Origin of the sequence: Pedobacter chinensis (assembly GCF_003339865.1) — a bacterium.
GTDB lineage: Bacteria > Bacteroidota > Bacteroidia > Sphingobacteriales > Sphingobacteriaceae > Pedobacter > Pedobacter chinensis.
In genome coordinates this window covers 420,068-444,126 of the sequence record NZ_QPKV01000002.1, presented here as the reverse complement: position 1 = coordinate 444,126, position 24,059 = coordinate 420,068, and the positions used below count along the sequence as shown (strand labels likewise).

At 38.4% G+C, this 24,059-nt stretch carries 24 protein-coding genes; 10 read left to right on the top strand and 14 right to left on the bottom strand.

Annotated elements, in window-relative coordinates; genetic code table 11:
* Positions 1-553: 553 nt before the first annotated feature.
* The 11 genes from moaCB to DU508_RS03115 all read right to left on the bottom strand — a co-directional run bounded on the left by moaCB (position 554) and on the right by DU508_RS03115 (position 8,718).
* The gene (gene moaCB / locus DU508_RS03165; protein WP_115401387.1) at positions 554-1,462 is read right to left on the bottom strand and encodes a bifunctional molybdenum cofactor biosynthesis protein MoaC/MoaB; all 909 of its coding nucleotides are present in this window, start codon (positions 1,460-1,462) and stop codon (positions 554-556) included.
* Between the two features lies 1 nt (position 1,463).
* Complete coding sequence (locus tag DU508_RS03160) at positions 1,464-1,907, bottom strand: molybdenum cofactor biosynthesis protein MoaE (protein ID WP_115401386.1); 444 nt, start codon at positions 1,905-1,907, stop codon at positions 1,464-1,466.
* A 9-nt stretch (positions 1,908-1,916) separates the two neighbouring features.
* Entirely contained in the window at positions 1,917-3,014 is a 1,098-nt protein-coding gene (locus DU508_RS03155; protein WP_115401385.1) for a ThiF family adenylyltransferase, read from the bottom strand.
* Between the two features lie 3 nt (positions 3,015-3,017).
* Positions 3,018-3,251: a MoaD/ThiS family protein gene (locus DU508_RS03150; RefSeq protein WP_115401384.1), complete on the bottom strand. Its 234-nt coding sequence runs from the start codon at positions 3,249-3,251 to the stop codon at positions 3,018-3,020.
* Positions 3,252-3,253: 2 nt separating this feature from the next.
* Positions 3,254-3,751, bottom strand: a complete 498-nt coding sequence (locus DU508_RS03145) for a molybdopterin-binding protein (protein WP_115401383.1) — start codon at positions 3,749-3,751, stop codon at positions 3,254-3,256.
* A 1-nt stretch (position 3,752) separates the two neighbouring features.
* On the bottom strand, positions 3,753-4,493 hold the full coding sequence (locus DU508_RS03140; protein ID WP_115401382.1) for a sulfite exporter TauE/SafE family protein: 741 nt from the start codon (positions 4,491-4,493) through the stop codon (positions 3,753-3,755).
* Positions 4,494-4,495: 2 nt separating this feature from the next.
* Entirely contained in the window at positions 4,496-5,674 is a 1,179-nt protein-coding gene (locus DU508_RS03135; protein WP_115401381.1) for a molybdopterin molybdotransferase MoeA, read from the bottom strand.
* A gap of 5 nt (positions 5,675-5,679) precedes the next feature.
* Positions 5,680-6,660: a GTP 3',8-cyclase MoaA gene (moaA, locus tag DU508_RS03130; RefSeq protein ID WP_115401380.1), complete on the bottom strand. Its 981-nt coding sequence runs from the start codon at positions 6,658-6,660 to the stop codon at positions 5,680-5,682.
* Entirely contained in the window at positions 6,660-7,238 is a 579-nt protein-coding gene (locus tag DU508_RS03125) for a nucleotidyltransferase family protein (protein WP_115401379.1), read from the bottom strand. The genes moaA and DU508_RS03125 overlap by 1 nt, the downstream gene beginning before the upstream one ends.
* A gap of 9 nt (positions 7,239-7,247) precedes the next feature.
* Positions 7,248-8,351: an XdhC family protein gene (locus tag DU508_RS03120; RefSeq protein WP_115401378.1), complete on the bottom strand. Its 1,104-nt coding sequence runs from the start codon at positions 8,349-8,351 to the stop codon at positions 7,248-7,250.
* 169 nt (positions 8,352-8,520) lie between these two features.
* Positions 8,521-8,718 carry a hypothetical protein gene (locus DU508_RS03115; protein ID WP_115401377.1) on the bottom strand — a complete coding sequence of 66 codons (198 nt, stop codon included), beginning with the start codon at positions 8,716-8,718 and terminating at the stop codon, positions 8,521-8,523.
* 216 nt (positions 8,719-8,934) lie between these two features.
* Between DU508_RS03115 and epsC the strand changes: the two genes are divergently transcribed.
* The 8 genes from epsC (at position 8,935) to egtD (ending at position 17,307) form a co-directional block, all read left to right on the top strand.
* Entirely contained in the window at positions 8,935-9,747 is an 813-nt protein-coding gene (gene epsC, locus DU508_RS03110) for a serine O-acetyltransferase EpsC (protein WP_115401376.1), read from the top strand.
* Between the two features lies 1 nt (position 9,748).
* Positions 9,749-10,621: a cysteine synthase CysM gene (gene cysM, locus DU508_RS03105; RefSeq protein ID WP_115401375.1), complete on the top strand. Its 873-nt coding sequence runs from the start codon at positions 9,749-9,751 to the stop codon at positions 10,619-10,621.
* 161 nt (positions 10,622-10,782) lie between these two features.
* On the top strand, positions 10,783-11,187 hold the full coding sequence (locus DU508_RS03100) for a DUF805 domain-containing protein (protein WP_115401374.1): 405 nt from the start codon (positions 10,783-10,785) through the stop codon (positions 11,185-11,187).
* Between the two features lie 81 nt (positions 11,188-11,268).
* Positions 11,269-12,657: a mercuric reductase gene (locus DU508_RS03095; protein WP_115401373.1), complete on the top strand. Its 1,389-nt coding sequence runs from the start codon at positions 11,269-11,271 to the stop codon at positions 12,655-12,657.
* Positions 12,654-13,613, top strand: coding sequence for an ABC transporter ATP-binding protein (locus DU508_RS03090; RefSeq protein WP_115401372.1), 960 nt, complete (start codon positions 12,654-12,656; stop codon positions 13,611-13,613). The genes DU508_RS03095 and DU508_RS03090 overlap by 4 nt, the downstream gene beginning before the upstream one ends.
* Positions 13,606-15,177 carry an ABC transporter permease/substrate-binding protein gene (locus tag DU508_RS03085; protein ID WP_115401371.1) on the top strand — a complete coding sequence of 524 codons (1,572 nt, stop codon included), beginning with the start codon at positions 13,606-13,608 and terminating at the stop codon, positions 15,175-15,177. Before DU508_RS03090 ends, DU508_RS03085 begins: the two co-directional genes overlap by 8 nt.
* Positions 15,177-16,325: an ergothioneine biosynthesis protein EgtB gene (gene egtB, locus DU508_RS03080; RefSeq protein ID WP_115401370.1), complete on the top strand. Its 1,149-nt coding sequence runs from the start codon at positions 15,177-15,179 to the stop codon at positions 16,323-16,325. Before DU508_RS03085 ends, egtB begins: the two co-directional genes overlap by 1 nt.
* Positions 16,326-16,332: 7 nt before the next feature.
* Positions 16,333-17,307, top strand: a complete 975-nt coding sequence (gene egtD, locus DU508_RS03075) for an L-histidine N(alpha)-methyltransferase (protein ID WP_115401369.1) — start codon at positions 16,333-16,335, stop codon at positions 17,305-17,307.
* Here the strand turns inward: egtD and DU508_RS03070 are convergent.
* Positions 17,304-18,383 carry an aminotransferase class V-fold PLP-dependent enzyme gene (locus DU508_RS03070; protein WP_115401804.1) on the bottom strand — a complete coding sequence of 360 codons (1,080 nt, stop codon included), beginning with the start codon at positions 18,381-18,383 and terminating at the stop codon, positions 17,304-17,306. The genes egtD and DU508_RS03070 overlap by 4 nt on opposite strands.
* Before the next feature lie 295 nt (positions 18,384-18,678).
* On the opposite strand from DU508_RS03070, the gene DU508_RS03065 reads away from it, so the two are divergent.
* Entirely contained in the window at positions 18,679-19,155 is a 477-nt protein-coding gene (locus DU508_RS03065; protein WP_115401368.1) for a DinB family protein, read from the top strand.
* A 57-nt stretch (positions 19,156-19,212) separates the two neighbouring features.
* A complete protein-coding gene (locus tag DU508_RS03060) occupies positions 19,213-19,584 on the top strand; it encodes a VOC family protein (protein ID WP_115401367.1) in 372 nt (123 codons plus the stop codon).
* Positions 19,585-19,638: 54 nt separating this feature from the next.
* Here the strand turns inward: DU508_RS03060 and DU508_RS03055 are convergent, their stop codons facing one another.
* Together DU508_RS03055 and pta are read right to left on the bottom strand one after the other, a co-directional pair.
* On the bottom strand, positions 19,639-20,835 hold the full coding sequence (locus DU508_RS03055) for an acetate/propionate family kinase (RefSeq protein ID WP_115401366.1): 1,197 nt from the start codon (positions 20,833-20,835) through the stop codon (positions 19,639-19,641).
* 6 nt (positions 20,836-20,841) lie between these two features.
* The gene (gene pta / locus DU508_RS03050) at positions 20,842-22,929 is read right to left on the bottom strand and encodes a phosphate acetyltransferase (RefSeq protein WP_115401803.1); all 2,088 of its coding nucleotides are present in this window, start codon (positions 22,927-22,929) and stop codon (positions 20,842-20,844) included.
* Positions 22,930-24,059 lie beyond the last annotated feature (1,130 nt).

The window sequence follows — 24,059 nt, the reverse complement described above, 5'->3', positions numbered from 1 at the left end:
TAAGTATGAAATCTCACATTGTAATGCAAGACATCAGATTAATACCCGAATTTATATGTAGGTGTATATATTTACGTTGAAATAAATACTGTTCGATTGACTTCATCCCGGAGCAGTCTTTTAACCTGGTAATTGTGTGTTGATAAAACGCATAGTCTGGTTATTCATCCCATTGAGTGCCCGTTTAATCGCTTTAAGGCCTAAAAACTCTGTTTAGTTTGAGGTAGCAAGCCCTGTACTGCTCCAGTTTTTCGTAAGAATTATGGGTAAAGGAGTGGTCAGGGTTTTGCTTTTTTAACAAGTTTTGTCATTCCGGGTGCAACGAAGAATCTCTAAGCTACAAGCACTGGCTGTTGTTTTGTTTAGTCCCGTTGTTGGGGTATTCATGGCCAGCAACTGATTGCCTGCAAATTATTACATCATGTTTTTAGTGTACTTTATGCCCAATTTGGGTATGTTAATGCGATTTTTAATATCTAAAGCTTTAAGATTATTTTGTATTCTTCAATGCGTTCAGAATGACAGTGACTAATCGAATGATTGTTGACAACTACTAATGCTTTTGTCCCTTATTTACTTTGAACAGATGTAATATTTGAGGGAAAAGCGCATCCATACTTTCTTCCACTCCGGTTTTTGAACCTGGAAACGTAAGCACTAAGGTTTCATTAATGAAACCCGAAATTCCTCTTGATAACATGGCATAAGGCATTCTTTCCTGACCATATCGTCTGGCGGTTTCCATGATCCCATCAATTTTACGTTCTATTAATGGCGCTACAGCTTCCGGGGTAACATCTCTTGGCGAGAGGCCTGTTCCGCCTGTAAAGATAAGAAGGCTATAACCAGCTTTGCTCAGTTCAATTGCTTTCAATCGGATGGTTTCAAGTTCATCGGGTACAATTTCATACTTCTCTGTATTGATTCCAAACTGCTCCAGTCTTGAAATCACTACTTTTCCCGAACGATCTTCATCGGTTTTTTGAAAAACAGAATCAGAACAAACTACCACTGCAGCATTAAGTTCAGGGAATTTTACATTTTTCAGATCTGATTTTCCGCCCTTTTTCTGAAGTAAGCGAATGTTTTGAATTTCAATGCCTTTATCGATTGGCTTAAGCATATCATACATGGTTAGTGCCGTAACTGAAGCACCATGCATGGCCTCAACTTCCACACCTGTTTTATATATGGTATGTACTTCTACGGTAATCATGATATTTAAACCATCAATATCGTAACTGATGGTTGTATATTCAATGGGCAAAGGATGGCAATCGGGAATAACATCGCTCGTTCTTTTTACGCCAAACAAGCCTGCTGCACGGGCAAATTCGAATACATCTCCCTTTGGAATTTTTCGCGCTAAAATGGCATCAATAGTTTCCTGCTTTGACACTTTAACCGTAGCACTCGCAACAGCTATTCGTAAAGTATTCGATTTTTTAGTGATGTTTACCATATTACTTATTCTCTTTCCATTGATGCGTTTTGTTGTCAAATATTTCTTTTCCCCAAATCGGTAGTTCAGCTTTTATTCTTTCTACAATCTCCGTACAGGCATCGATGGCTGGCTTGCGATGTGCAGCGGAGGTAAATACAAAGAGGCAAATCTCGCCGGTTTTAATGTTTCCTAAACTGTGATGGACATGCATACAGTGAAGTGGATATCTTGCAAAAATTTCTTCCCTGATTTCATGCATTTTTTCCAAAGCCAAATCTTCGTAAGCCGTATATTCTATTGCTGTAACCAATTTTCCATCTACCTCATCATTCCTTACCTGCCCCATAAAAATACTGTGACCACCAATTGTCGTTTTACTGCTATGCCCGGCAATGCTGTCGGCTATAAATGAAGGACTAATTGCGCCTTCAATGAATATATTCCTGATTTTTTTTTCACTCATTTGATTCCCTCAAAAATGATTTCTCCATTTAACTATTCCACCTTTAAGGCTGTATATTTTTTTAGTATTTCCATATTTTTCATGAAAGGCTTCTGCAGCACTCAAGCTTCTAATCCCATGCTGACAGATAAAAACAATTTTTTCCTGAGTGATATTTTGATTTAAAAGCTCCTCCAACTCAGACATCGGTGCCTGAGTAATGAAAGGATCATTTAATTTAGGAAATTCATGGCGTTCTCTCACATCAATGACTAAAGTTGAAGGTTGATTTTGAAGTGATTTTAATTCTTTCGCATCAATTTCTATATAATTTTGCGATACTTTGCACGAATCTTCATATTCCATGTTTGATAGTTCTGTTGCTGTTTTGGGTAAAGTGTAATGATTAGCAGGACTAATATTTATTTCATACTGCTCACCGCTAAGTATATTGTAGTGGCGTAATTTGTTAATTAATGGTGTTCCGGTTTTTGTGATGAACTTAATTACTTCTGTGGCAGCAATGGTACCGATAACACCAGGTAAAACGCCTAATATACCATTTTCTGCACAGTTTGGAATTTCTCCCTCTTTGGGTTGAACAGGAAAGATGTCGCGATAATTGGTGCTTTCATTTTGATTATCCGGAACATTGAAAACAGCCAATTGCCCTTCGCACCCTGATACTGCTGCAAATATTAATGGTTTATGCAACAAGGCACAGGCATCATTAATTAAATACCTTGCGGCAAAATTATCGGTTCCATCAAGAATAACATCATAATAGTTTAAAATGTCGATTACATTGCTTTTGTCAATTTTAACCGCATAGGTGTTTATAGAAATTTCAGGATTCATTTGCTGCAACCTTTTAGCGGCAATTTCCACTTTAAGTTTGCCGATATCTTCGGTTGTAAAAAGTACCTGCCGATGGAGATTGGACAGCGAAACAACATCATCATCAACTATACCAATTGTACCGATACCAGCAGCAGCAAGATATTGCAAGGCCGGGCAACCCAAACCACCAGCACCGATTACGAGGACAGCAGACCCGGTTAACCGCATTTGTGCAGGCATTCCAAATCCTTGCAACATGATCTGTCTGTTGTATCGCTCTTTATTCATTGATTATCCTCCGGAAAAAGGCGGCATAATAGCAATGGTATCATTGTTTTTTAATTCTTGTGAGGTTTGTACCATGTTTTTGTTTAATGCCAGTTTGTATTTCATGCCCACCAGTTTTGGGAAACACTGTTCCAGATAGGTTTTCAACTCATCTGTATTGCTCATGTCGGGGATTTCCATTTTCTGACTTTCCATGAATTCTGAAATCTTTCCAAAGCTGATCAACTGTATTTCCATTACTAATTTACCTGTAAGATGCTTATTTTACTTAATCCTTTTACAAACCTTCTTCCGGTTGCGGCATCGCTCGTGGTGATCATCGCAATATTCCCCTTTTCTGCTTTTGCAGGATCGGTATCAAAACTCGTTAAGATTAAAATATTGTTTTCACTTTTAGCATTGAAAACTTCATTCCAGGAGAAAACCACTTTATAATTATCTGTCGCGGTGCAAACCAAATAATATTCACTTAGTTTTTTAGGCGATTCTTCATCGATATCCACTTTTGATAAGACTTCCTTCAGCGAAACCCCTTTAATGTTTTTGATACTGCTTTTTCGTTGCAACAGGTGGTTAAAAATCGTCATGCTGTCGATGCTGATCGATTTATATTGCTTTAGGGAGGCGAGATCGATAGTTAATTTGTTCTTCACTTTTCCGTCGACAACAAACTCTTTGCTTTCCTGCGCCGTGGCAGCGAAACTAAACAATAAAAGAATGGGGATAAGATATTTCATATTATGCGTGGGTAAATAATAATTTATAAGCTGCTAAGGCCAATACACAGGCCAGTACATTTTTTAACACGGTTTGGGGGAATTTAAGCGCTCCAAAATAGGCGCCACATATTCCACCTAAAAAAGCAATTCCAACGTAAGCGAGCATATCGTTATTAAATTGGAAACCTTTAATTAACTGACCGCCTAAACCTGCTACCGAATTTACAAAAATAAATGCTGCACTGATTGCTGCGGTTTGTTTTTGATCAGCCCATTTTAGTAGTAACAAAACAGGAGAAAGGATAATACCACCACCAATGCCAATCATACCAGAGAGCAAACCAATAATGCCCCCAATGGCTAAAGAAAGCGGAATATTTGTCTTATTGAAATTCTTTGGATCGGTGTTTTTAAAAAAGAAAAACCTGATTACCGGGACAAGCAGCAGCACACCGAGTATTTTTTTGTATAAAGCACTCTCAATGGCCATTGTTCCACCAACAAATGACAGTGGGATAGAGGCTGCTGCAAACGGCCAAAACATTTTCCATTTAAAATGCCCTCCCCGATAAAACTGAATGAATGATGTGGAGGAAACGAAAAGATTTAAGAGCAGTGCGGTGGGTTTCATCACGGCAGGTGAAATGGCAAAAATTGCCATGAGCGCCAAATAGCCACTGGCCCCTCCATGTCCAACCGAAGCATATAAAAATGCTACGATGAATAATAAACAATAAAATAAAATAAAGCTTTCTTGCATAATTAATGAGGTAAGAGCATAATATCTACAGTTTCGCCAGGTGCAAAAGATTGTTGATTTTCTTTTAAGCAAATTAAACAATTTGATTGTGCAAAGGAACTTAAACGATATGATTCCTGCGCATTTAAAGGAGTGGCTTGATCGTTTTTGTAAATGCCCTTTAAGAAATGTGTAAGTCCGGCAGGTTTTTGATAGCCCGCTGTTAGTTTAGCCTGTAATGTTTTTACAGAATTTTGTTTGTGGGAAAGGGTTTTTATTGCAGGTAAAACATAATTATAATAACAACTTAACACCGATGATGGATTTCCGGGAAGACCGAAAATCAGTTTTTCGTTCTTAGTTCCGAAGAACAAAGGTTTACCAGGTTTTTGTTTTACTTTATGGAATATCTGATCAATACCGCAGTTTTTAGCAGCCTCGATTACAAAATCATAATCGCCCACACTAACGCCGCCGGTAAGTAAAACCACATCATTTTGATTTAGTGCTTTGTTTAAGGTTGCTGTTAAAAGTTTCAGATCGTCGCTGACCCAAAGTGATTCGATTTGAGTTATGCCCTCATGCTTCAGTGCTGCCGACAGGGAATAGGAATTTGATTCGTAAACCTGACCAAATTTCAACGTTGAGCCAGGTTGCTGAAGCTCATTGCCTGTAACAATAATAGCTATACTGGGCATGGGAAAAACCTTTGCTTCAGTGACTCCGATTCCGGCAAGAAAACCAATGGCTGCCGGGCCAATTAAATCTCCTGCTTGCATAGCCAATGCTCCGGCCTTAATTTCAGTGCCTTTCTCCCTGACATTTGTGCCAATGGAGATTTGAGAATCATTCACTATGATTTTATTTTCCAGCTTTTCAATTTTTTCCTGCATCACCACCGTATCTGCACCATCAGGAAGTGGTGCGCCTGTAAAAATCCGGCTCGTTTCTCCAGGTTTAACTTCAAAAGAATGGCTGGTGCCGGCGGCCATTTCCCCAATCAGGGTCAGCACTTCTAAATTTTCTTCAAACCGGAAAGCATAGCCATCCATTGAAGATTGTTTGAAGGCTGGAATATCATAAGCTGCATAAATATCTTTGGCCAGTACATGGCCGGCAAGCTGATCAAGAGGCAGTGTGACCGGTTTAAGTGCACTAACGTTTTCGGAAATGAGCTGTTTGGCTTCTTCTACAGTAATCATTAAGGTTATCCTCCAATGGTAATCATACTCCGGTTTTTAATGGCATCGGCATCTAGCTTTTCGAAATGGGTCATCAGCTGTCCGCCAAGTTCTTTTTTCTTGCTCCAGATAGAGGCCTTGATCATCGGAACCACATCTTGCAGATTTCGTAATGCAGTAAGTAAATCTGTTTCTCCATCAGAGAATAAACAATTTTTTAGTTTTCCATCAGCTGTTAAGCGCATTCGGTTACAGGTATTGCAAAAAGGTGCTGTCATGGTGCTGATAACGGCAAAAGAACCGTCGTGCCCGGGAATCATGAAATTTTTAGCAGTATCATTTGGCGAGCCTTCAACAGGGAGTACCGTAAAATCCTTTTCTATCTGGTTTAGAATTTCCTGATAAGAAAACATTTTATTGCTCGTCCATTTATTTCCGCTAAACGGCATAAATTCGATGAACCGAACCTGAATAGGATTGTGTTTTGTCCAGTTGATAAAATCTTTTATTTCGCCATCATTTAACCCTTTCATGACCACCATATTAATTTTAACAGTGATTTTTTCCTGCAGCAGTAATTCAATATTGCTACGTACCTGATGAAAAACATCGCGACGCGTAATAAGCATGAATTTTTCTGGCTGTAAGGTGTCGAGACTGATGTTTACGGTTTTTATACCAGCTTCCTTAAAAATCGGTAGCATTTCTGCAATACGTGTGCCGTTAGTGGTGATAACCAATTCTACTGGTAACTTTCCTAATGCTGCAATAATTGTTGCGGCATCTTTACGTACCAAAGGTTCGCCTCCTGTAAGCCGGATTTTTTTAACACCCTGTTCCACAAAAATTCTGGCCAGTTGTACAATTTCATCAGTTTGCATTAATCGCGAAGCGGGAGTAAAATCATAATCCTCTTCGGGCATACAATAAAAGCAGCGGAAATTGCAATTATCGGTTAACGATATGCGCAAGTAATCATGTACCCGTCCAAAAGAATCTGCTATCATTAATCTTTAATTAAATTGTTATAATCTGTTTCCGTATCGATATCAATATGACCATGTTCAAAATCAATCGTTTCAGTATCATCTCTGTTCTCGTTCAATATTGGTTTTGCTCCGCTGTTTTCCTGTAAAGCTAAAAGTTGAGGGAAATACCTCTTGTTGAACAGTACTGGTGTGCCGGTTGTTTGTGCATAACGGCTTGCAATAATACCTTTTCCTGTTGAGATTTTTTGTTGATAAAGCCTGGCAAATATTTCTGCGTTGATAAATGGTTGGTCAGAAACCGCTAAAATTACATCTTCCAGATCAGGTTCCTTTTCCAATATTGCCGACATCCCCGCTGCTATACTTGCTGATATTCCTTCGTGCCAGCTATCATTTATAATGTAATCAAGTTTTAAATTTTTAGAAATCAACTCTGCATTTGCACCTAAAACTACGATAACGGGAGTAAAAGCAGTTGCAAAGGCGGCATCACTTACTATATTGATAAGGGATTTGTCCTTATAGCTTAGCAACTGTTTAGGCTTTCCTAAACGACTTGAACTACCTGCGGCCAATATGATGATTCCCGTTTTCATTTGATCATTTTAGTCGTAAACATGAATAGGTGCTTTTTTTTCTTTCAATAACCCGGCAGATGCACCTGAAAAAACAGCTTTGATTTCGGCGATGATGGAAATGGCAATTTCTTCTGCTGTTTCTGCACCGATATCAAGTCCGATTGGTCCATGTACTCTCGATTGATTTTCATCAGTATTCAATCCCAGCTCATCAAGCATTCTGATTAACTTTTTTTTGGGTCCTAGCGTGCCAATATATTGTGCTCTGGTCGGTAGTAAGCGGTTTAAAAGATCGAAATCGTAATTGTAGTTATGCGTCATTAAAACAAACGCTGTTTGCTCATCTATATCAATTTGTGTTAGAAGCTGATCGGGTTTTAAAACCAATATCCGATTAGCCTTTTGAAAACGTTGTATAGTAGCGTGCGTTGGTCTTCCATCAACAACCGTAACCTGCCAACCTAAAAAGTAAGCCATTTCAGCTAGTGGTTGAGCATCGTTTCCGGCACCAGCGATAATGATAGAAACGGGTGGATTGATGAATTCCAAAAAAGCAATAACCGGCTCTTCATTTAAAGTGTAATGCTCAACTTTTGAGGTTTTGTCATTTAGTACCTCTTTTAAATCGGCCAGCAACTTATTATTAATTTCTGTTGTGGTTGCGGTTGTATAACCTGAACTTCTCAGTAATATGCATGTTCCGATTTGGGCTTTGCACTCCAATGAGAATAAAGTGGCTAAAACTGCACATTCTCTTTTGCTTTCCAGTTCAGATAAGATAGTGATCGGATTTACCTCTACATCATCTTTTATTGGTTCAAATAAGATATAAACAGTGCCATTACACCCGAGTTGAATACCAAATTTGGCATCCTCTTCATCAGTAGTATCGTAGGTAACAAGCTTGTTTTCCTGTTGATGAATTGCTGAAAGCGCTTTACGCAAAGCATCGCCTTCCAGGCATCCACCGCTAATGGCGCCGGTAAGTTGCCCATCTTCAGTAATGAGCATTCTGGCACCCGCCCTACGGTACGAGGAACCTTCAACTTTTACAACGGTGGCCAGGGCAGTTTTCTTCCTTTCCTTTTTTGCCTTTTGATAGGCGACCAGTATATCTGAAATTTCTTTCATAAGGATGATTTAAGGTAATGCAATTTAATTATTCTTGCTTATAACTATCCTTAATTTCTCCATAAATTACTTTTCCTTACATCAAAATAGAGTATTTGGCTAATCGACACGTTTGATTTAACCAAATATGCCAAAGAAATGGATGTTCAATGAAATTTAAGAGGAGGAATTATCCTGTTGCAGGAAGTTGTTGCTGACTGCTTTTTACGAGTGTTAAATCATAGCGTTTAAATTCATAATTAATTGCCAGTTGGCGAAGTGCATCAATCTCTGGCAGGAAAATGGAATGAGCATTTTTAATTTCAGAAAGCTGTTGAATTCTCTCAATAACCTTTTTATACTCTTGGTCGGTAAGGATTTGGTTCATTTTGATTTGTGTTGAGCTGTTAAATTTCAGGATGAAAACATTTTTTGAACACAAAAGTTTTCTACATATGTTAATTTTATCAGCAGTATTTTAAATGTATTGATAATGTTATAAGAAGAACATTTATTTTAAGAATGAGGAAACAAAACCTACCTTTATTATAGATATTATTAAGTGCTTTTTACTTTGAGGCGCTAACAACAACAATCCAAATTAATGGACCACAATTTTTACAATTACCTTTTCGAAAAAACACATAGCGATATTAATATTCCTACAAATGAAGTTATTGCAGCGTGGGCTGAACAGGTTATGAACTTACTTTTTATTGAAAATACCAATAAAAAATTTGAAAGTGTAGCTGCGCTTAAGGCGCATGTATTTGAGTTGGAACAAGAACTTTCAAAAATAATTTCAGCCAGTTGCAAGCTAAAAGGTGGTGCATGTCATCAATCTGCAGCACGTTTTTTTGAACAATTGTCTGAGTTGTACCGGATTCTGGATACTGATATTAACGCGATTTATGAGGGAGACCCTGCTGCAAGGAGTCGTTTTGAGGTAATCAGAACTTATCCTGGATTTTATGCAATATGCCTTTACCGAATTGCCCATTTGCTTTTCAATTTGGATATTCCACTTGTTCCGAGGATACTGACCGAGCATGCGCATTCTAAAACGGGAATAGATATTCATCCTGCAGCAGAAATTGGTGAATATTTTTACATTGATCATGGCACTGGTATCGTGGTTGGAGAAACTACCGTTATTGGCAAATATGTTAAATTGTATCAGGGTGTTACCTTGGGAGCTTTAAGTGTTAAAAAAACACTGGCTGGCAGTAAACGACATCCAACAGTGGAAGACAGGGTAGTGATTTATTCAGGTGCAACCATACTTGGTGGCGAAACTGTTATTGGTCACGATAGCATTATTGGTGGAAACGTGTGGTTAACAGAGAGCCTTGCGCCTTTTTCTACAGCTTACCACTCACCAACCATTACCATTCGTAATATTAAAGAAACCAATTAAAATGGCAGGAATAATTGATTTGATAGGCAATACGCCAATGGCTGAGCTTAAAAGACTTCATACCAATCCTCATGTTCAGATTTTTGCAAAACTGGAGGGAAATAATCCGGGCGGTAGTGTAAAAGACAGGGCATCATTAAATATGATTCGAAGCGCTATTGAGCGTGGAGAAATTACAAAGGAAACCAGGCTGGTTGAAGCCACGAGTGGCAATACAGGTATTGCATTGGCTATGATTGCCAGTTTGTATGGTTTAGAAATTGAACTCGTTATGCCCGAAAATTCGACCAGAGAACGCAAAGTAACCATGGAAGCTTTTGGTGCAAAAGTAACCCTGTTGGAAAGTATTGAGATTTGCCGTGATTATGCTGAGGAAAAAGGAGTAAAACCAGGTTATTTTTTACTGAACCAGTTTTCCAATCCCGATAATTATGGTGCACATTATAAAAGTACGGGTCCGGAAATCTGGAAAGATACCAATGGTGGAATTACCCATTTTGTAAGCTCAATGGGTACAACGGGTACCATTATGGGGTGTTCCCGTTTTTTAAAAGAACAAAATAATAATATACAGATTATAGGTTGCCAACCAACAGAAGGCTCATCCATTCCAGGCATACGCCGTTGGCCAGAGGAATATTTACCTAAAATATTTGAACCTGAGCGTGTGGATCGGGTAATGGATATCGATCAGGCAGATGCTACTGCAATGGCCCGCCGACTGGCAAAGGAAGAAGGATTGTTTGCCGGCATGAGCAGTGGAGGCGCTTGTGCTGCTGCATTAAAACTTGCCGAAGAATTGGAAAGCGGAATGATTGTTTTTATTGCATGTGATCGGGGCGATCGTTATTTGAGCAGCGATCTCTTTGGGTAAATTATTTGTTACCGTTTTCTTGCTGGCAAATCACCGCAGGTAATGTAGGAAACGGATTTTGCCCTGTATAAAAAGTATTTTACAAAAACCATGAATTCTTGATAAATATGAAAATTAGTTTTATTTTTCAATAATTATTTGAAATTAAAACCAACGCTCTAATGTTTAAAGATCCTTTTTCATTTTACGGCAGAATTCGTCGTACAGAATACGCACTCACTACTATTGGCTATTTCTTCATCCTGTTTATTATTAGCGCACTGGCAGAAAATGCAGGACAGGAATGGATGGGTATTTTAATTTTATTGCCCGTATATTTAATGATTAGCCAGGGCGTTAAACGTTGTCACGACTTAGGGAGGTCTGGATGGTGGATTATTATTCCTTTTTATGGATTTGTGATGCTTTTTGGGCCGGGTGATTACGGTCCGAATGAATATGGAGATAATCCGAAAGGCGAAGGAAATGATATTTATCAGGATCCTTTTGGTTATGACATCAAAACCGGCACTTTTAATCAACCTGATGCTGACTCAGCACAATTTTCAGTACAAAATGAAGAATGATAATCTTGTTCTGAGTATGTAAAATATCAACCACACAAACAATGCCCGGGTTTTCTAGTTTTATTTTTGTAATCAGTAAATATGAAACACTACGACGCAATTATTATAGGAGCCGGGCAAGCAGGTATTCCATTGGCGAAGAAATTAGCAGAAGCCGGGAAGAAAACAGCAATAATTGAAAAAAGATTGGTCGGTGGAACCTGTATAAATGATGGTTGTACGCCCACTAAAACAATGATTGCTTCGGCTAAAGCAGCTTATCAGGCAAAAAATGCAACTCATTTGGGGATAGAGGTTGGGCAGGTTAAAGTTGATTTTAAAAAAATAAAAAAACGAAAGGATGAAATCGTTGAACAATTCAGGGCTTCATCTGAAAGAGGCATTGAATCGACAAAGGGGCTAACGCTATTAATGGGTAGAGCTACTTTTACGGGAACGAAAGAACTGAGGGTTGATTTAGCGGATGGTAAGATTGAAAACCTGAGTGCAGATCTTATTTTTATTAATACGGGTGCAAAAACCATTATTCCACCTATAAAAGGTTTAAATGAAGTTGATTATCTCACTTCAACATCTATTTTAGAACTGGATGAGGTTCCGGAACATATTGTCATCATCGGCGGGAATTATATTGGTTTAGAATTCGGACAAATGTTTAGCCGTTTCGGCAGTAAAATTACAATTCTTGAAAAATCGCCGAATATTCTGGCCAAAGAAGATCAGGATATTTCTAAGGAGATATGCAATGTACTGACCAATGAAAAAATAGAGGTATTAACGGGTGTTGATGTTACTGAAATCAAAAAAGCAAAAAGCGGTTTACAAGTAGAACTCAATTCAGAATCATCAGCAAAAAAAATAAAATGTAGTCATGTGCTCATCGCTACCGGACGTAAACCTCAAACTGAAGATCTCGGTTTAATTTACTGTGGTGTTAAGACAGATCATCAGGGACATATCCTTGTCAACCAAAAACTGGAAACCAATATTAAGGGTATTTATGCATTGGGTGATGTGAAGGGTGGGCCTGCCTTTACGCATATTGCCTATAATGATTATACCATTGTTTACCGCAATCTGATTGAGGGCGCTAAGCTTTCCATAAAAAACAGGCCCATTCCGTATTGCATGTTTACAGATCCTCAATTGGCCAGGATTGGCATTTCGGAAAATGAGGCAAAAGAAAAAGGATTAAACTATAGGGTTGCCATACTTCCAATGTCGCAGGTAGCCAGAGGGATTGAAACAGGTGAAACAATGGGCTTAATGAAAGCAATAGTAGATGCAGAAAGCAAAAGGATTTTAGGTGCAGCGATTATTGCTTCGGAGGGCGGAGAAATTATGTCGGTATTGCAAATGGCTATGGAAGGTGGAATCACTTATGATCGAATCAGGCATTGCGTTTTTGCACATCCGACTTACACAGAGTCGTTAAATAATCTTTTTATGAAATTTAAGGATGAAGCATGATTAAACTCAATGCCGTTAATAAAAGCTTTTGTGATACTCAAGCGGTTAAGGATGTTTCTTTTGAGGTTTCAGAAGGAGAAAATCTGATCTTGCTGGGAACAAGTGGTTGTGGGAAAACCACTACACTTAAAATGATTAACCGCTTGATTGTACCTGATTCGGGTAGTATTAGTATTGATGGAAAAGATATTGCAAACGAACAAACTGAAAAATTACGACGTGGAATCGGATATGTATTGCAAAATATTGGCTTGTTTCCGCACTATACCGTTGCAGAAAATATAGCAGTTGTGCCAAAATTACTGGGGTGGAATAAGGAAAAAATTAAATCGCGAAGCACTGAGATTTTGGAAAAACTTCATCTTCCCGGGAAATATTCATCTATGTTTCCGAATGAACTGAGTGGCGGGCAACAGCAACGTGTGGGTTTGGCTCGTGCTTTGGTTACTGATCCTGCCGTTTTATTAATGGATGAGCCATTCGGCGCTTTAGATAATATCACGCGTTTAAGCATCAGGAAAGAGTTCAAAGCCCTTGAAGAACTTAAGCGAAAAACAATTGTAATGGTCACTCATGATATTCATGAGGCATTCGATCTGGCCGATCGGATTTGTTTGATGGATCAAGGCACAATCATTCAAATAGGTACACCTAAAGAATTGCTTTATCATCCGGTTAATGAATTTGCCAGAAATTTTTTAGCCAGCGAGCGGCTTTCATTAGAGTTCAAAATGATATCACTAAATGATATTTGGGATTTATTACCAAATTTAAAATCTGACGGTAATGCGTCCATTTCATCAACAGAAAGCATTTGGGATGCCATGGAAAAATTACAATCGCAACAGGAAAATAAACTCACTGTAAATGGACAATCAAACGAACAAAAAACAATTGACTTCAATGCTTTAACAACAGCGTTTAATCATTACCAAAATAATCAATACCATGAATGAAACTCAACAAAGCTTGTGGCAGTTCATGGCAGCGCAATCTGATAAATTGTTCAACCAAACCCTGCAGCATTTAGGACTTACCTTCATCTCGCTGTTTTTTGCAGTGCTGGTTGGTTTACCGCTGGGCATTTTGATCGCCAGGAAAAGAAAGCTTTCGGGTACTGTACTTGGTTTTGCAGGCATCCTTCAAACCATTCCAAGCATTGCTTTATTGGGTTTTATGATTCCACTGCTTGGAATTGGCGCTAAGCCAGCAATTGTAGCTTTACTTATTTATGCGCTTTTACCAATTGTTCGAAATACCTATACTGGAATTATTGGGGTTGAACCAAGCGTAAGAGAAGCAGCAAAGGGGATGGGAATGAGCGCTATGCAAATTTTATTTAAAGTAGAACTTCCATTAGCTATGCCTGTTATTTTGGCGGGAATACGTACAGCAACAGTGATTAATGTGGGAGTGGCAACCCTGGCTTCGTATATTGCAGCTGGTGGACTAGGTGAATTTATTTTTGGTGGTATCTCTCTAAACAACACCAACATGATTTTGGCTGGTGCTATTCCTGCAGCCGTTTTAGCAGTTTTTTTAGATGGTGCACTGGCATTGCTGCAAAAACTCAATTTTAAAAAGTTAAGAAAAATTCTGTTTGTTTTGCCTTTTGCTATTCTTTTGTTGAGTGGATTATATTTAATTCCCAAAACTTATGGTAGTTCGCTCACTGCAGGTTTTACTCCCGAATTTATGGGCAGGCAAGATGGCGATTTAGGGTTGAAATCCGTTTATGGACTCAAAATTCGCACCATCGTAATCAGTGATGCAGTAATGTACAAAGCAGCTTATGCGAAAGAATTGGATGTGATTAGCGGATATTCTACCGATGGAAGATTAAAGGCATTTGATTTAACGATATTGAAAGATGATAAATCTATTTTTCCACCATACTATGCAGCACCAATTGTCCGTCAATCTGCTTTGAAAAAATTTCCTGAACTGGAGAATGTGCTGGATTTGCTTGCCGGGAAAATCACAGATTCCATCATGACCGATCTGAACTACAAAACCGATTACCTTCATCAAAGTCCTGAAAAGGTGGCCAAAGATTTTCTGACCGCACAAAAACTATATAAAGCACCCAGAAATGGTAATGGAGAAATAGTAAGAATTGGTTCGAAAATTTTTGGAGAGCAATATATTCTTGCCGAAATGTACAAAATGCTCATTGAGGGAAATACTCATTATCAGGTTTCTACCAAAACCGGTTTAGGTGGCACTAAAATTTGTTTTGATGCTTTAGTTAATAATCAGATTGATTTTTATCCGGAATATACCGGAACGGGATTATTGGTTCTGCTTCAACCTGAAGCTAATTTTGCAAAGAAAATTGCACACAATAAAGATGAAACCTATCATTATGTAAAAGATGAATTTCTTAAGAAATTCCAAATCAAGTGGTTAACACCTATTGGCTTTAATAATTCTTATGCTTTAATGATGAGGCGAAAACAATCAAAAGCGCTGGCTGTTTATAGCATTACCGATCTCAAAAATTACCTAGATAAAAACTAATGAATTTGGTAAACGAATACTTAAAAATCAGAAAATATTCAGAAGAAATATGTGAGCCCTTACAAACGGAGGATTACGTTGTTCAGCCAATTGTGGATGTGAGTCCACCGAAGTGGCATCTAGGTCATACCACCTGGTTTTTCGAAACCTTTATTTTGAAGCCATATTCAGCAGGTTACCAGGAATTCAATGAAGATTATAATTATGTTTTCAACAGCTACTATGAAACGGTGGGTGCGAGGGTAATTCGTACAGATCGTGGAAATTTAAGCAGACCAAGTGTGAATGAGGTTTATCAATACCGGGCTTACGTAGATGAAGCCATGACCAGGTTGCTTGCTTGTGCTGTTGATGAAAAATTAATGGAATTGCTTTTACTTGGTTTTAACCACGAACAGCAACATCAGGAGTTATTACTCACTGATATTAAATACATTCTTGGAAACAATCCGTTATTTCCTGCATATTCCAGGAATTGGAAAGATAAAACTGATGGGGTTTCAGCAGTTGATGCGATCAATATCTCTGAGGGTGTTTACGAGGTTGGTTATCAGGGCGATGGATTTTGTTTCGATAATGAATTATCGCGACATAAGGTTTACCTGCAGGATTTTTCGATCAGTACATCATTAGTGACCAATGAAGAATATCTTGATTTTATCATCGCAGGAGGCTATCAAAACTTTATTTATTGGCATGCAGAAGGCTGGGATTGGGTAAAAAACAATCAAATTAAAGCACCCCTGTACTGGAACGAAATTAATGATACCTGGTTTAATTATACCTTACATGGCCTGCGGCATATTGATTTTAAAGCACCCGTAACTCATGTCAGCTATTACGAAGCATATGCTTATGCCAGTTGGAAGGGTATGCGTTTACCTACGGAATTTGAATGGGAAATTGCTGCACGGCAATTTAGCTGGGGCAAAAGGTGGGAGTGGACAGAGAGTGCCTATTTACCTTATCCTGGTTTTAATAAAGCACCTGGTGCGATTGGAGAATATAACGGAAAATTTATGGTCAATCAAAAAGTACTCCGTGGCGCATCAGTTGCTACACCTGAGGGGCATGAACGTTTAACGTACAGAAATTTTTTCCATCCGCATTTAAGATGGCAATTTACAGGAATTCGATTAGCTAAATAAAATACACATGAATCCAATGATTACACCACCCATTGTCACGGTTGGTTCGCAGTTTTTAACCGATGTTTTAAATGGATTGCAGGCTGAACCAAAGTTTCTAAGCTCGAAGTATTTCTATGATGAAAATGGTGATCGAATTTTTCAGCAGATCATGGAAATGGATGAATATTACCTGACCGATGCGGAGATGGAAATCCTTCAGGAGCAATCGTCAAAGCTGGCCAGGTTTATTGCTGCCACCGATGATGCTTTCGATTTAATAGAACTGGGTGCAGGAGATGCCACTAAATCTATTCATTTGCTAAAGGCATTGGTACAGCAACAACTGGAATTTACCTATTTGCCGATTGATATTTCTGAACATGTAATCAGCGATTTGGAAGAAAATTTGCCGAAAAAATTACCTCAATTACAAATGAAAGGATTAAACGGCGATTATTTTAAAATGCTTAAAAAAGCCAAGGAAATTTCTGACCGGAGAAAAGTGGTCTTATTTATGGGCGCTAATATTGGTAACATGGATTTAATGGAAGCTGAAGCATTTTGCCTTGATCTCCGAAATGAATTATCGCCCAATGATCTGTTGATTATTGGCTTCGATCTGAAAAAAAATCCACAACAAATTCTTGCAGCTTATAACGATGCTGCCGGGATTACCCGTTCTTTTAATTTGAATCTTTTACATCGCATCAACAGAGAATTAAACGGCGATTTTGATGTGTCGTGTTTTGATCATTACGCTTCTTATGATCCGGAATCAGGAGCATGTAAAAGTTATCTCATCAGCCTGGAAAATCAGACGGTTAACATTAGCGATGAAACCATTCATTTTAAAAAGAATGAATACATTTACATGGAAATTTCACAAAAATATGCTTTAGAAGAGATTGACGCTTTAGCCAATAAAACTGGTTTTATGCCTGTTCATCGTTTCTTTGATCATCATGAATACTTTGTTGATGCCATTTGGAAAGTAAGCTAATCCTTTCCATCCAGCACATCCAGTAGTTTTTCCAAATCATTTAAAGTATTGTAAAAGTGAAAAGAAAACCTGGTTCCTGCGCCCCTTGCTGAGCAAAGAATTTTAGCCATATCGAGTTTTTGCACCGTTTGCTCATCCAGTTTTAAGCTCACGATGTTCGACTGACTGTCCCTGCTTACCATCCATTCGGGTAGTAAACCTCGTTTGTAAAATTCTGATCTGGCTTTTTCACTAAGCAGTTGATTACTTTTCTCAATATTATCTATTCCTATAGATTGAAGAAAGTTAAGACTTTGATAAAGCGATCCGAAGTTTAAGGTATCTAAATGCCCGGGTTCAAAGCTCATGGATAAATGATCTTTTCCCTTTAAAAATGGTGCTGTAGGCAGATCTTTCGTTAGCCGATCCTGATAAATCTCAGCTTTAATCTGATCGGAAAGTAAACTGAATCCATTTCCATAACCACCGAGCAGCCATTTGTAGCCACTTGATATTAATGCATCAAGACCAGAAGCTGAGAAGTTGAAATTAGTAGTGCCACAAAATTGAGTTCCATCGGCCAGCAGTAATAGCTGAGGGTAAGTTTCTTTAATTTTTTTAATGAAATCTTCTGATAATTTATATCCGCTGATGTATTGCACCAGGCTGAAAGCAAATGCAGTTGGTTTGAATTGGTCGATTGCTTTAATGATGTTTTCTTCCAGATTTTCATCGATATCAATAAGTTGATATTCAAAGCCGCTGCTCGTTACCGGATACGCCACAGAAGGGTATTCTTCATTCAAAAGCAAAAAACGATGGTTTTTATCCAAACCATTTAAAAGTGTATTAAAGCTAAAAGAAAAATTTGGCGTGAGAAACACGTTGCTTGTTGATGTATTATAAATTTCAGTGAGTTTTCGTCGTAAATCTTCAATGATTGTTGCATGCTTCAACCTGAAATTACTTCCACCATCCATAAATTCCTGATCGTGTTCTGTACGCCATTGTGCCAGGGGTTGATAAAGAATTCCGGAATTAGCCGTGTTTAAATAAGTATATTCTTTAAGGACAGGGAAGATATCTTGAAAGTTCATCCTCAAAAATAAAAGAAAATTGGAGAATTTGCTTTTCATCTGTATGAAAATGTTTGAGAGTGTAGCAATAATGGGGCGTGTTGATAGGTAGCGACATTCTCTCTTTTCCCTCCTTGCAATAATATTCTCCGATTTTTCATTGGTAATAATCGTGGCGATTTTCTTTTGGGTTTTGACTTTGAGGTTACAGCAATGAGATTGCCACAAAACGATGAAGGATCGTGGCAATCTTTCATTTTTTCGTTCAAACCATCGTTATTCAACTTTGTTAATTTAATAACTGGTCAAAACAATTATGGATAATCACACTTCAATTTTAATAAACGAACTTAAAAAACTCCTTAATGGGGGCGGTGCTCATGTTGGATTGAAAGAGGCCTTAGCAAATCTTTCCCTCAATCAAATTAGCGAAAGGCCTTATGGTTTGCCTTACAGCATCTGGCAATTGGCTGAGCACATTCGTATTGCCCAATGGGACATGTTTGAATTTAGTAAAGATGCCAACCATCAATCGCCCAAATGGCCTGATGAATATTGGCCAAAAGAACCTGCCCCAAAAGATGAGCAAAGCTGGAAAAATACTCTTATGAATATTGAAAAAGATCTGAAAGAATTCATCAAACTAATTGAATCGCAAGATCTATATTGCGAAATTCCTCATGGCAACGGGCAGACACTTCTGCGTGAAGCACTGCAAATCGCAGATCATAATGCTTATCACCTTGCAGAAATTATCGTGATCAGAAGGTTAATTGGTGCCTGGAAAAGCTAAACTTATTTAATAATCAGCTGAAAAATAAGGTACTATTCTCATTAAAAAACTAAAACCATGTTACAAGAAAACAAAGCATTCAGTTCTTTTTCCGTAAAGGATATAGACGAGGCAAAAACATTTTATCAGTCAATAGGCCTAAAAACCAAAGAAGGCTCAATGGGTGTGCTCGAATTGGAAGTGAATGGCTCTGCAAATATCATGCTTTATCCTAAAGATAATCATGAAGCCGCAACATTTACAGTGTTAAATTTCTTAGTGAAAAACATTGAAGAAGCTGTTGATGAACTTACCAGTAAAGGAATAAAGTTTGAACAATATGATACCGAGGATTTAAAAACCGATGAAAAGGGGATTTTCAGGGCAGGCCCAAAGATTGCCTGGTTTAAAGATCCTTCAGGTAATATTTTGTCGGTAATAGAAGAATAAAATATTCAATCCATCATCAGTTTTAACCTGCTGCTGATGGATTACTTTATCAATTTAAGCCAGTAAGCTAAAACATTGATGCGCAATTTCGTATTCCTCATTAGTTGGAATGACCAAAATTTTAACTTTTGATTCGCTTGTATTTATCTCTGCAATGCCTCCGGTATATTGTGCATTAAGTGCATTATCCATTTCAATGCCAAGATAATTTAATTCATTACATACTGAAGCCCGCATAAATTTATCATTCTCGCCAACACCGGCAGTGAAAACAATAGCATCCAATCCATTAAGAATTGCTGCATACGAACCAATAAACTTTTTAATTCTGTAGGCATACAGTTCGAGCGCAAGTATCGCACCATCAACTCCTTCAGCAGCCAGCTTTGAAATATCCCGCATATCGCTTGAACCGCCAACACCAAGTAAACCTGATTGTTTATTAAACAACGTACTCAGTTGACTTAGGCTGTAACCAGCATGTTCAATCAAATGGAAGATAACCGAAGGATCAATATCTCCGGAACGGGTGCCCATTACCAAACCACTCAGCGGGCCAAATCCCATGCTGGTATCAACAGATTTTCCGTCGTGAACAGCTGCCATACTGCAACCATTACCCAAATGAATGGTAATGATTTTCGAATCTTTTTTATTTAACCATTTGATGGCTTCCTCGCTTACGTATTTGTGACTGGTGCCGTGGAAACCATAAACCCTTATGCCATGATCCTTATAATAATGATCAGGAATGGCATATCTGAAAGCTTGCTGAGGTATTGTTTGATGGAAAGCGGTATCAAATACTGCAACTTGTTTCGCTTTTGGGAAAGTTTGCTCGGCTACCTCAATACATTTAAGGTTTACAGGGTTATGAAGAGGAGCAAGAGAAAATAATTTTTTAATCTGCACTTTTACTTCTTCTGTAATCAAAGCAGGACCGGAGAAATTTTCTCCGCCATGTACTACCCGATGTCCTACGGCTACAATATCATCCGGACTTGCAATTACGGCCTGATCTCCTTCGCTGAGTAATGCCAATACCTGATTTAACCCTTCTCCATGATCAGCAATAAAAGCTGATTTTTCAGTAATGAACTTTTCTGTACCCCGAAAAACAGTGTGTTTAATGTATGAACCTTCAATGCCGATCCGCTCGACCAACCCACTACAGATTGGTGCTTTCACTGGCATTTTAAAGAACTGATATTTTAGGGAGCTGCTCCCTGAATTAATGACTAATATATTCATGTTAATTTATAGATCCTGGCATTGTATGGCGGTAATCACTACGGTGTTAAAAATATCATCAACTGTACAACCTCTGCTTAAATCGTTTATGGGCTTGTTTAATCCCTGTAACATCGGACCAATTGCCAATGCGCCGGTTTCACGCTGTACAGCTTTATAAGTGTTGTTTCCAGTGTTTAAATCAGGGAAAATTAATACACTCGCTCTTCCTGCCACATCAGAATCAGGCATTTTTTGTTTTCCAACCATCGGATCAACAGCGGCATCATATTGAATTGGTCCTTCAATTTTAAGTTCGGGATGCCTTTCGCGCACAATTGCAGTTGCTGCCCTTACCCGCTCTACATCTTCACCCTCGCCTGATGTTCCTGATGAATAAGACAACATTGCAATTCTTGGTTCGATACCAAATTTAGCGCTGCTTTCTGCTGATGAAATGGCGATTTCAGCCAGTTGTTGTGCGGTGGGGTTAGGGTTTACCGCACAATCGCCAAAAATGGCCACCCGTTCTGGCAAACACATAAAAAATATGGAGGAAACCACCGAAACGCCTGGTCTGGTTTTTACAAATTGCAGTGCAGGCCTAATGGTATGTTGTGTCGTGTGCACAGCGCCAGAAACCATTCCATCGGCATCGCCTTTATAAACCATCATGGTGCCAAAATACGAAACATCTGTCATCATGTCTCTTGCCATTTCCATATTTACATTTTTTGCTTTACGCAATTCATGTAAGGTTTCAACATACGAATCATAATGTTCGGAGAGGGCAGGATTATGGATGTGAATGGCATTAATGTCGAGATTTAATCCCAATCTTTTAATCGAACTTCCTATCTCCAAAGGATCGCCGAGCAGTGTAATATCAACAATGTCCTGGGCAATAAGCTTTTCAACAGCTTTTAATATCCTGTCATCATTACCTTCAGGCAGCACGATGTGTTTTTTTTCTCTTTTCGCCCATTTTACCAATTGATACTGGAACATGTGTGGCGTAATGCCCTGATAACTGAAAGTGATGATTTTATCATCAAGCGCTTTTAAATCTACATGTCTTTCGAAAATGTCGATAGCCAGGGCAATCTTTTTCTTGTTGTCTATGGTAATTTTAGAGTGAATTGAGCCAATGGTTGTGGTGGTTTCAAAAGTTCCTTTTTGAACGGAAATAATCGGGATAATGGTTTGTAAACCTTCAATCAGCTTAATCATTGGTTCATCAGGCAAACTGCCTGCTGTAAGCACAATACCGGCAATTTTTGGATAATTAGCAGATAAGTTTGCCTGTAATGAGCCAATAATAATATCGCCTCTATCGCCAGGGGTCACAATGAGCAGATTATCTTTGATATGCCTTAAAAAGTTGGGTAGCATCATGGCGCCAGTAACAAAATTATCGACCTGATTATCCATTAAATCTGCCCCGAAAAGTATTTCAGCATCCAATGCATCAGTGATTTCTTTCATCGTTGGGCTTTGCAGTCCGCTTTCCATTGGAATTACCGCAATGAGCAACTCAGGTGGCAGCTGGTTAGTGAGAGCTTGTTTAATCCGTTCTGCTTCTTCCTGATTAACCATGTTTGCCACCACGCCAAGAACCTGAACATCTCTTAAAAGGAAATTTCGATAAATATTTATTGCCGTTTTAAATAATTGACTGGCCGTTTTGCCTTTTCCTGATACAACAATTAATACCGGAGCGCCAAGGTTTTTGGCCATTAATGCATTCGATTCAAATTCAAATGCACTTCCTTCTCCAAGAAAATCACTTCCTTCAATAACCGTAAAATCATAATTATCCTCAAGCTTTTTGTATTTGCTGATAATGGTATTGATCACCACTCCACTGTCTTCAGATTGATGGAGCATATCTTGTCTGGTAAAAGCAAAAGCATCCTCATAACGTATGGGTAGCCCAAAATAATCAAGCATGGCTAATACATGTTCATCTTTTTTATTGGGGTCTTCCTGCGCAATGATAGGTTTGAAATAACCCACTTTTTGTGTCTTGGCTAAAAGCATGTTGATCATGCCAAATGCAATTACTGATTTTCCGGTATAGGGTTCGGCAGATGCTATAAAGATGTTCTTTGTCATAAAAATAGGATTATACTGATTAGAATAACCAACTCTTGCCAATATAGTTGGAAATTTTTTAAATCCGTATTAAAAAATTGTTTCTGTTTGTGTGTTGGCTTTTTTGCTTAATTTGGGATGGTTCTTGAGGTTTCGCAATTGCTGATCAGTGAAGCGGAAAGCTGTGAAGTGAATTTATTTCAGCATCTTTCCTGCCGTGTGTTCATGCCATTAAGGTTCTGAAACAAGTTCAGAATGACGACCGTTCGTGTAAGGTGTTTTATCAGCATCCTACTTAATGCTGTGTGTTCATGTCATTAAGGTTCTGAAACAAGTTCAGAATGACGACCGTTCGTGTAAGGTGTTTTATCAGCATCATACTTAATGCTTTATGTTCATGCCATTAAGGTTCTGAAACAAGTTCAGAATGACGACCGTTCGTGTAAGGTGTTTTATCAGCATCCTACTTAATGCTTTATGTTCATGCCATTAAGGTTCTGAAACAAGTTCAGAATGACGACCGTTCGTGTAAGGTGTTTTATCAGCATCATACTTAATGCTTTATGTTCACGTCATTAAGGTTCTGAAACAAGTTCAGAATGACGACCGTTCGTGTAAGGTGTTTTATCGGCATCATACTTAATGCTATATGTTCATTGCCATTAAGGTTCTGAAACAAGTTCAGAATGACGACCGTTCTTGCACGGTGTTTTATCAGCATCATACTTAATGCTTTATATTCATGCCATTAAGGTTCTGAAACAAGTTCAGAATGACGACCGTTCGTGTAAGGTGTTTTATCAGCATCATACTTAATGCTTTATGTTCATGCCATTAAGGTTCTGAAACAAGTTCAGAATGACGACCGTTCGTGTAAGGTGTTTTATCAGCATCCTACTTAATGCTTTATGTTCATGCCATTAAGGTTCTGAACAAGTTCAGAATGACGACCGTTCTTGTAAGGTGTTTTATCAGCATCATACTTAATGCTTTATATTCATGCCATTAAGGTTCTGAAACAAGTTCAGAATGACGACCGTTCGTGTATGGTGTTTTATCAGCATCATACTTAATGCTTTATGTTCATGCCATTAAGGTTCTGAAACAAGTTCAGAATGACGACCGTTCGTGTAAGGTGTTTTATCAGCATC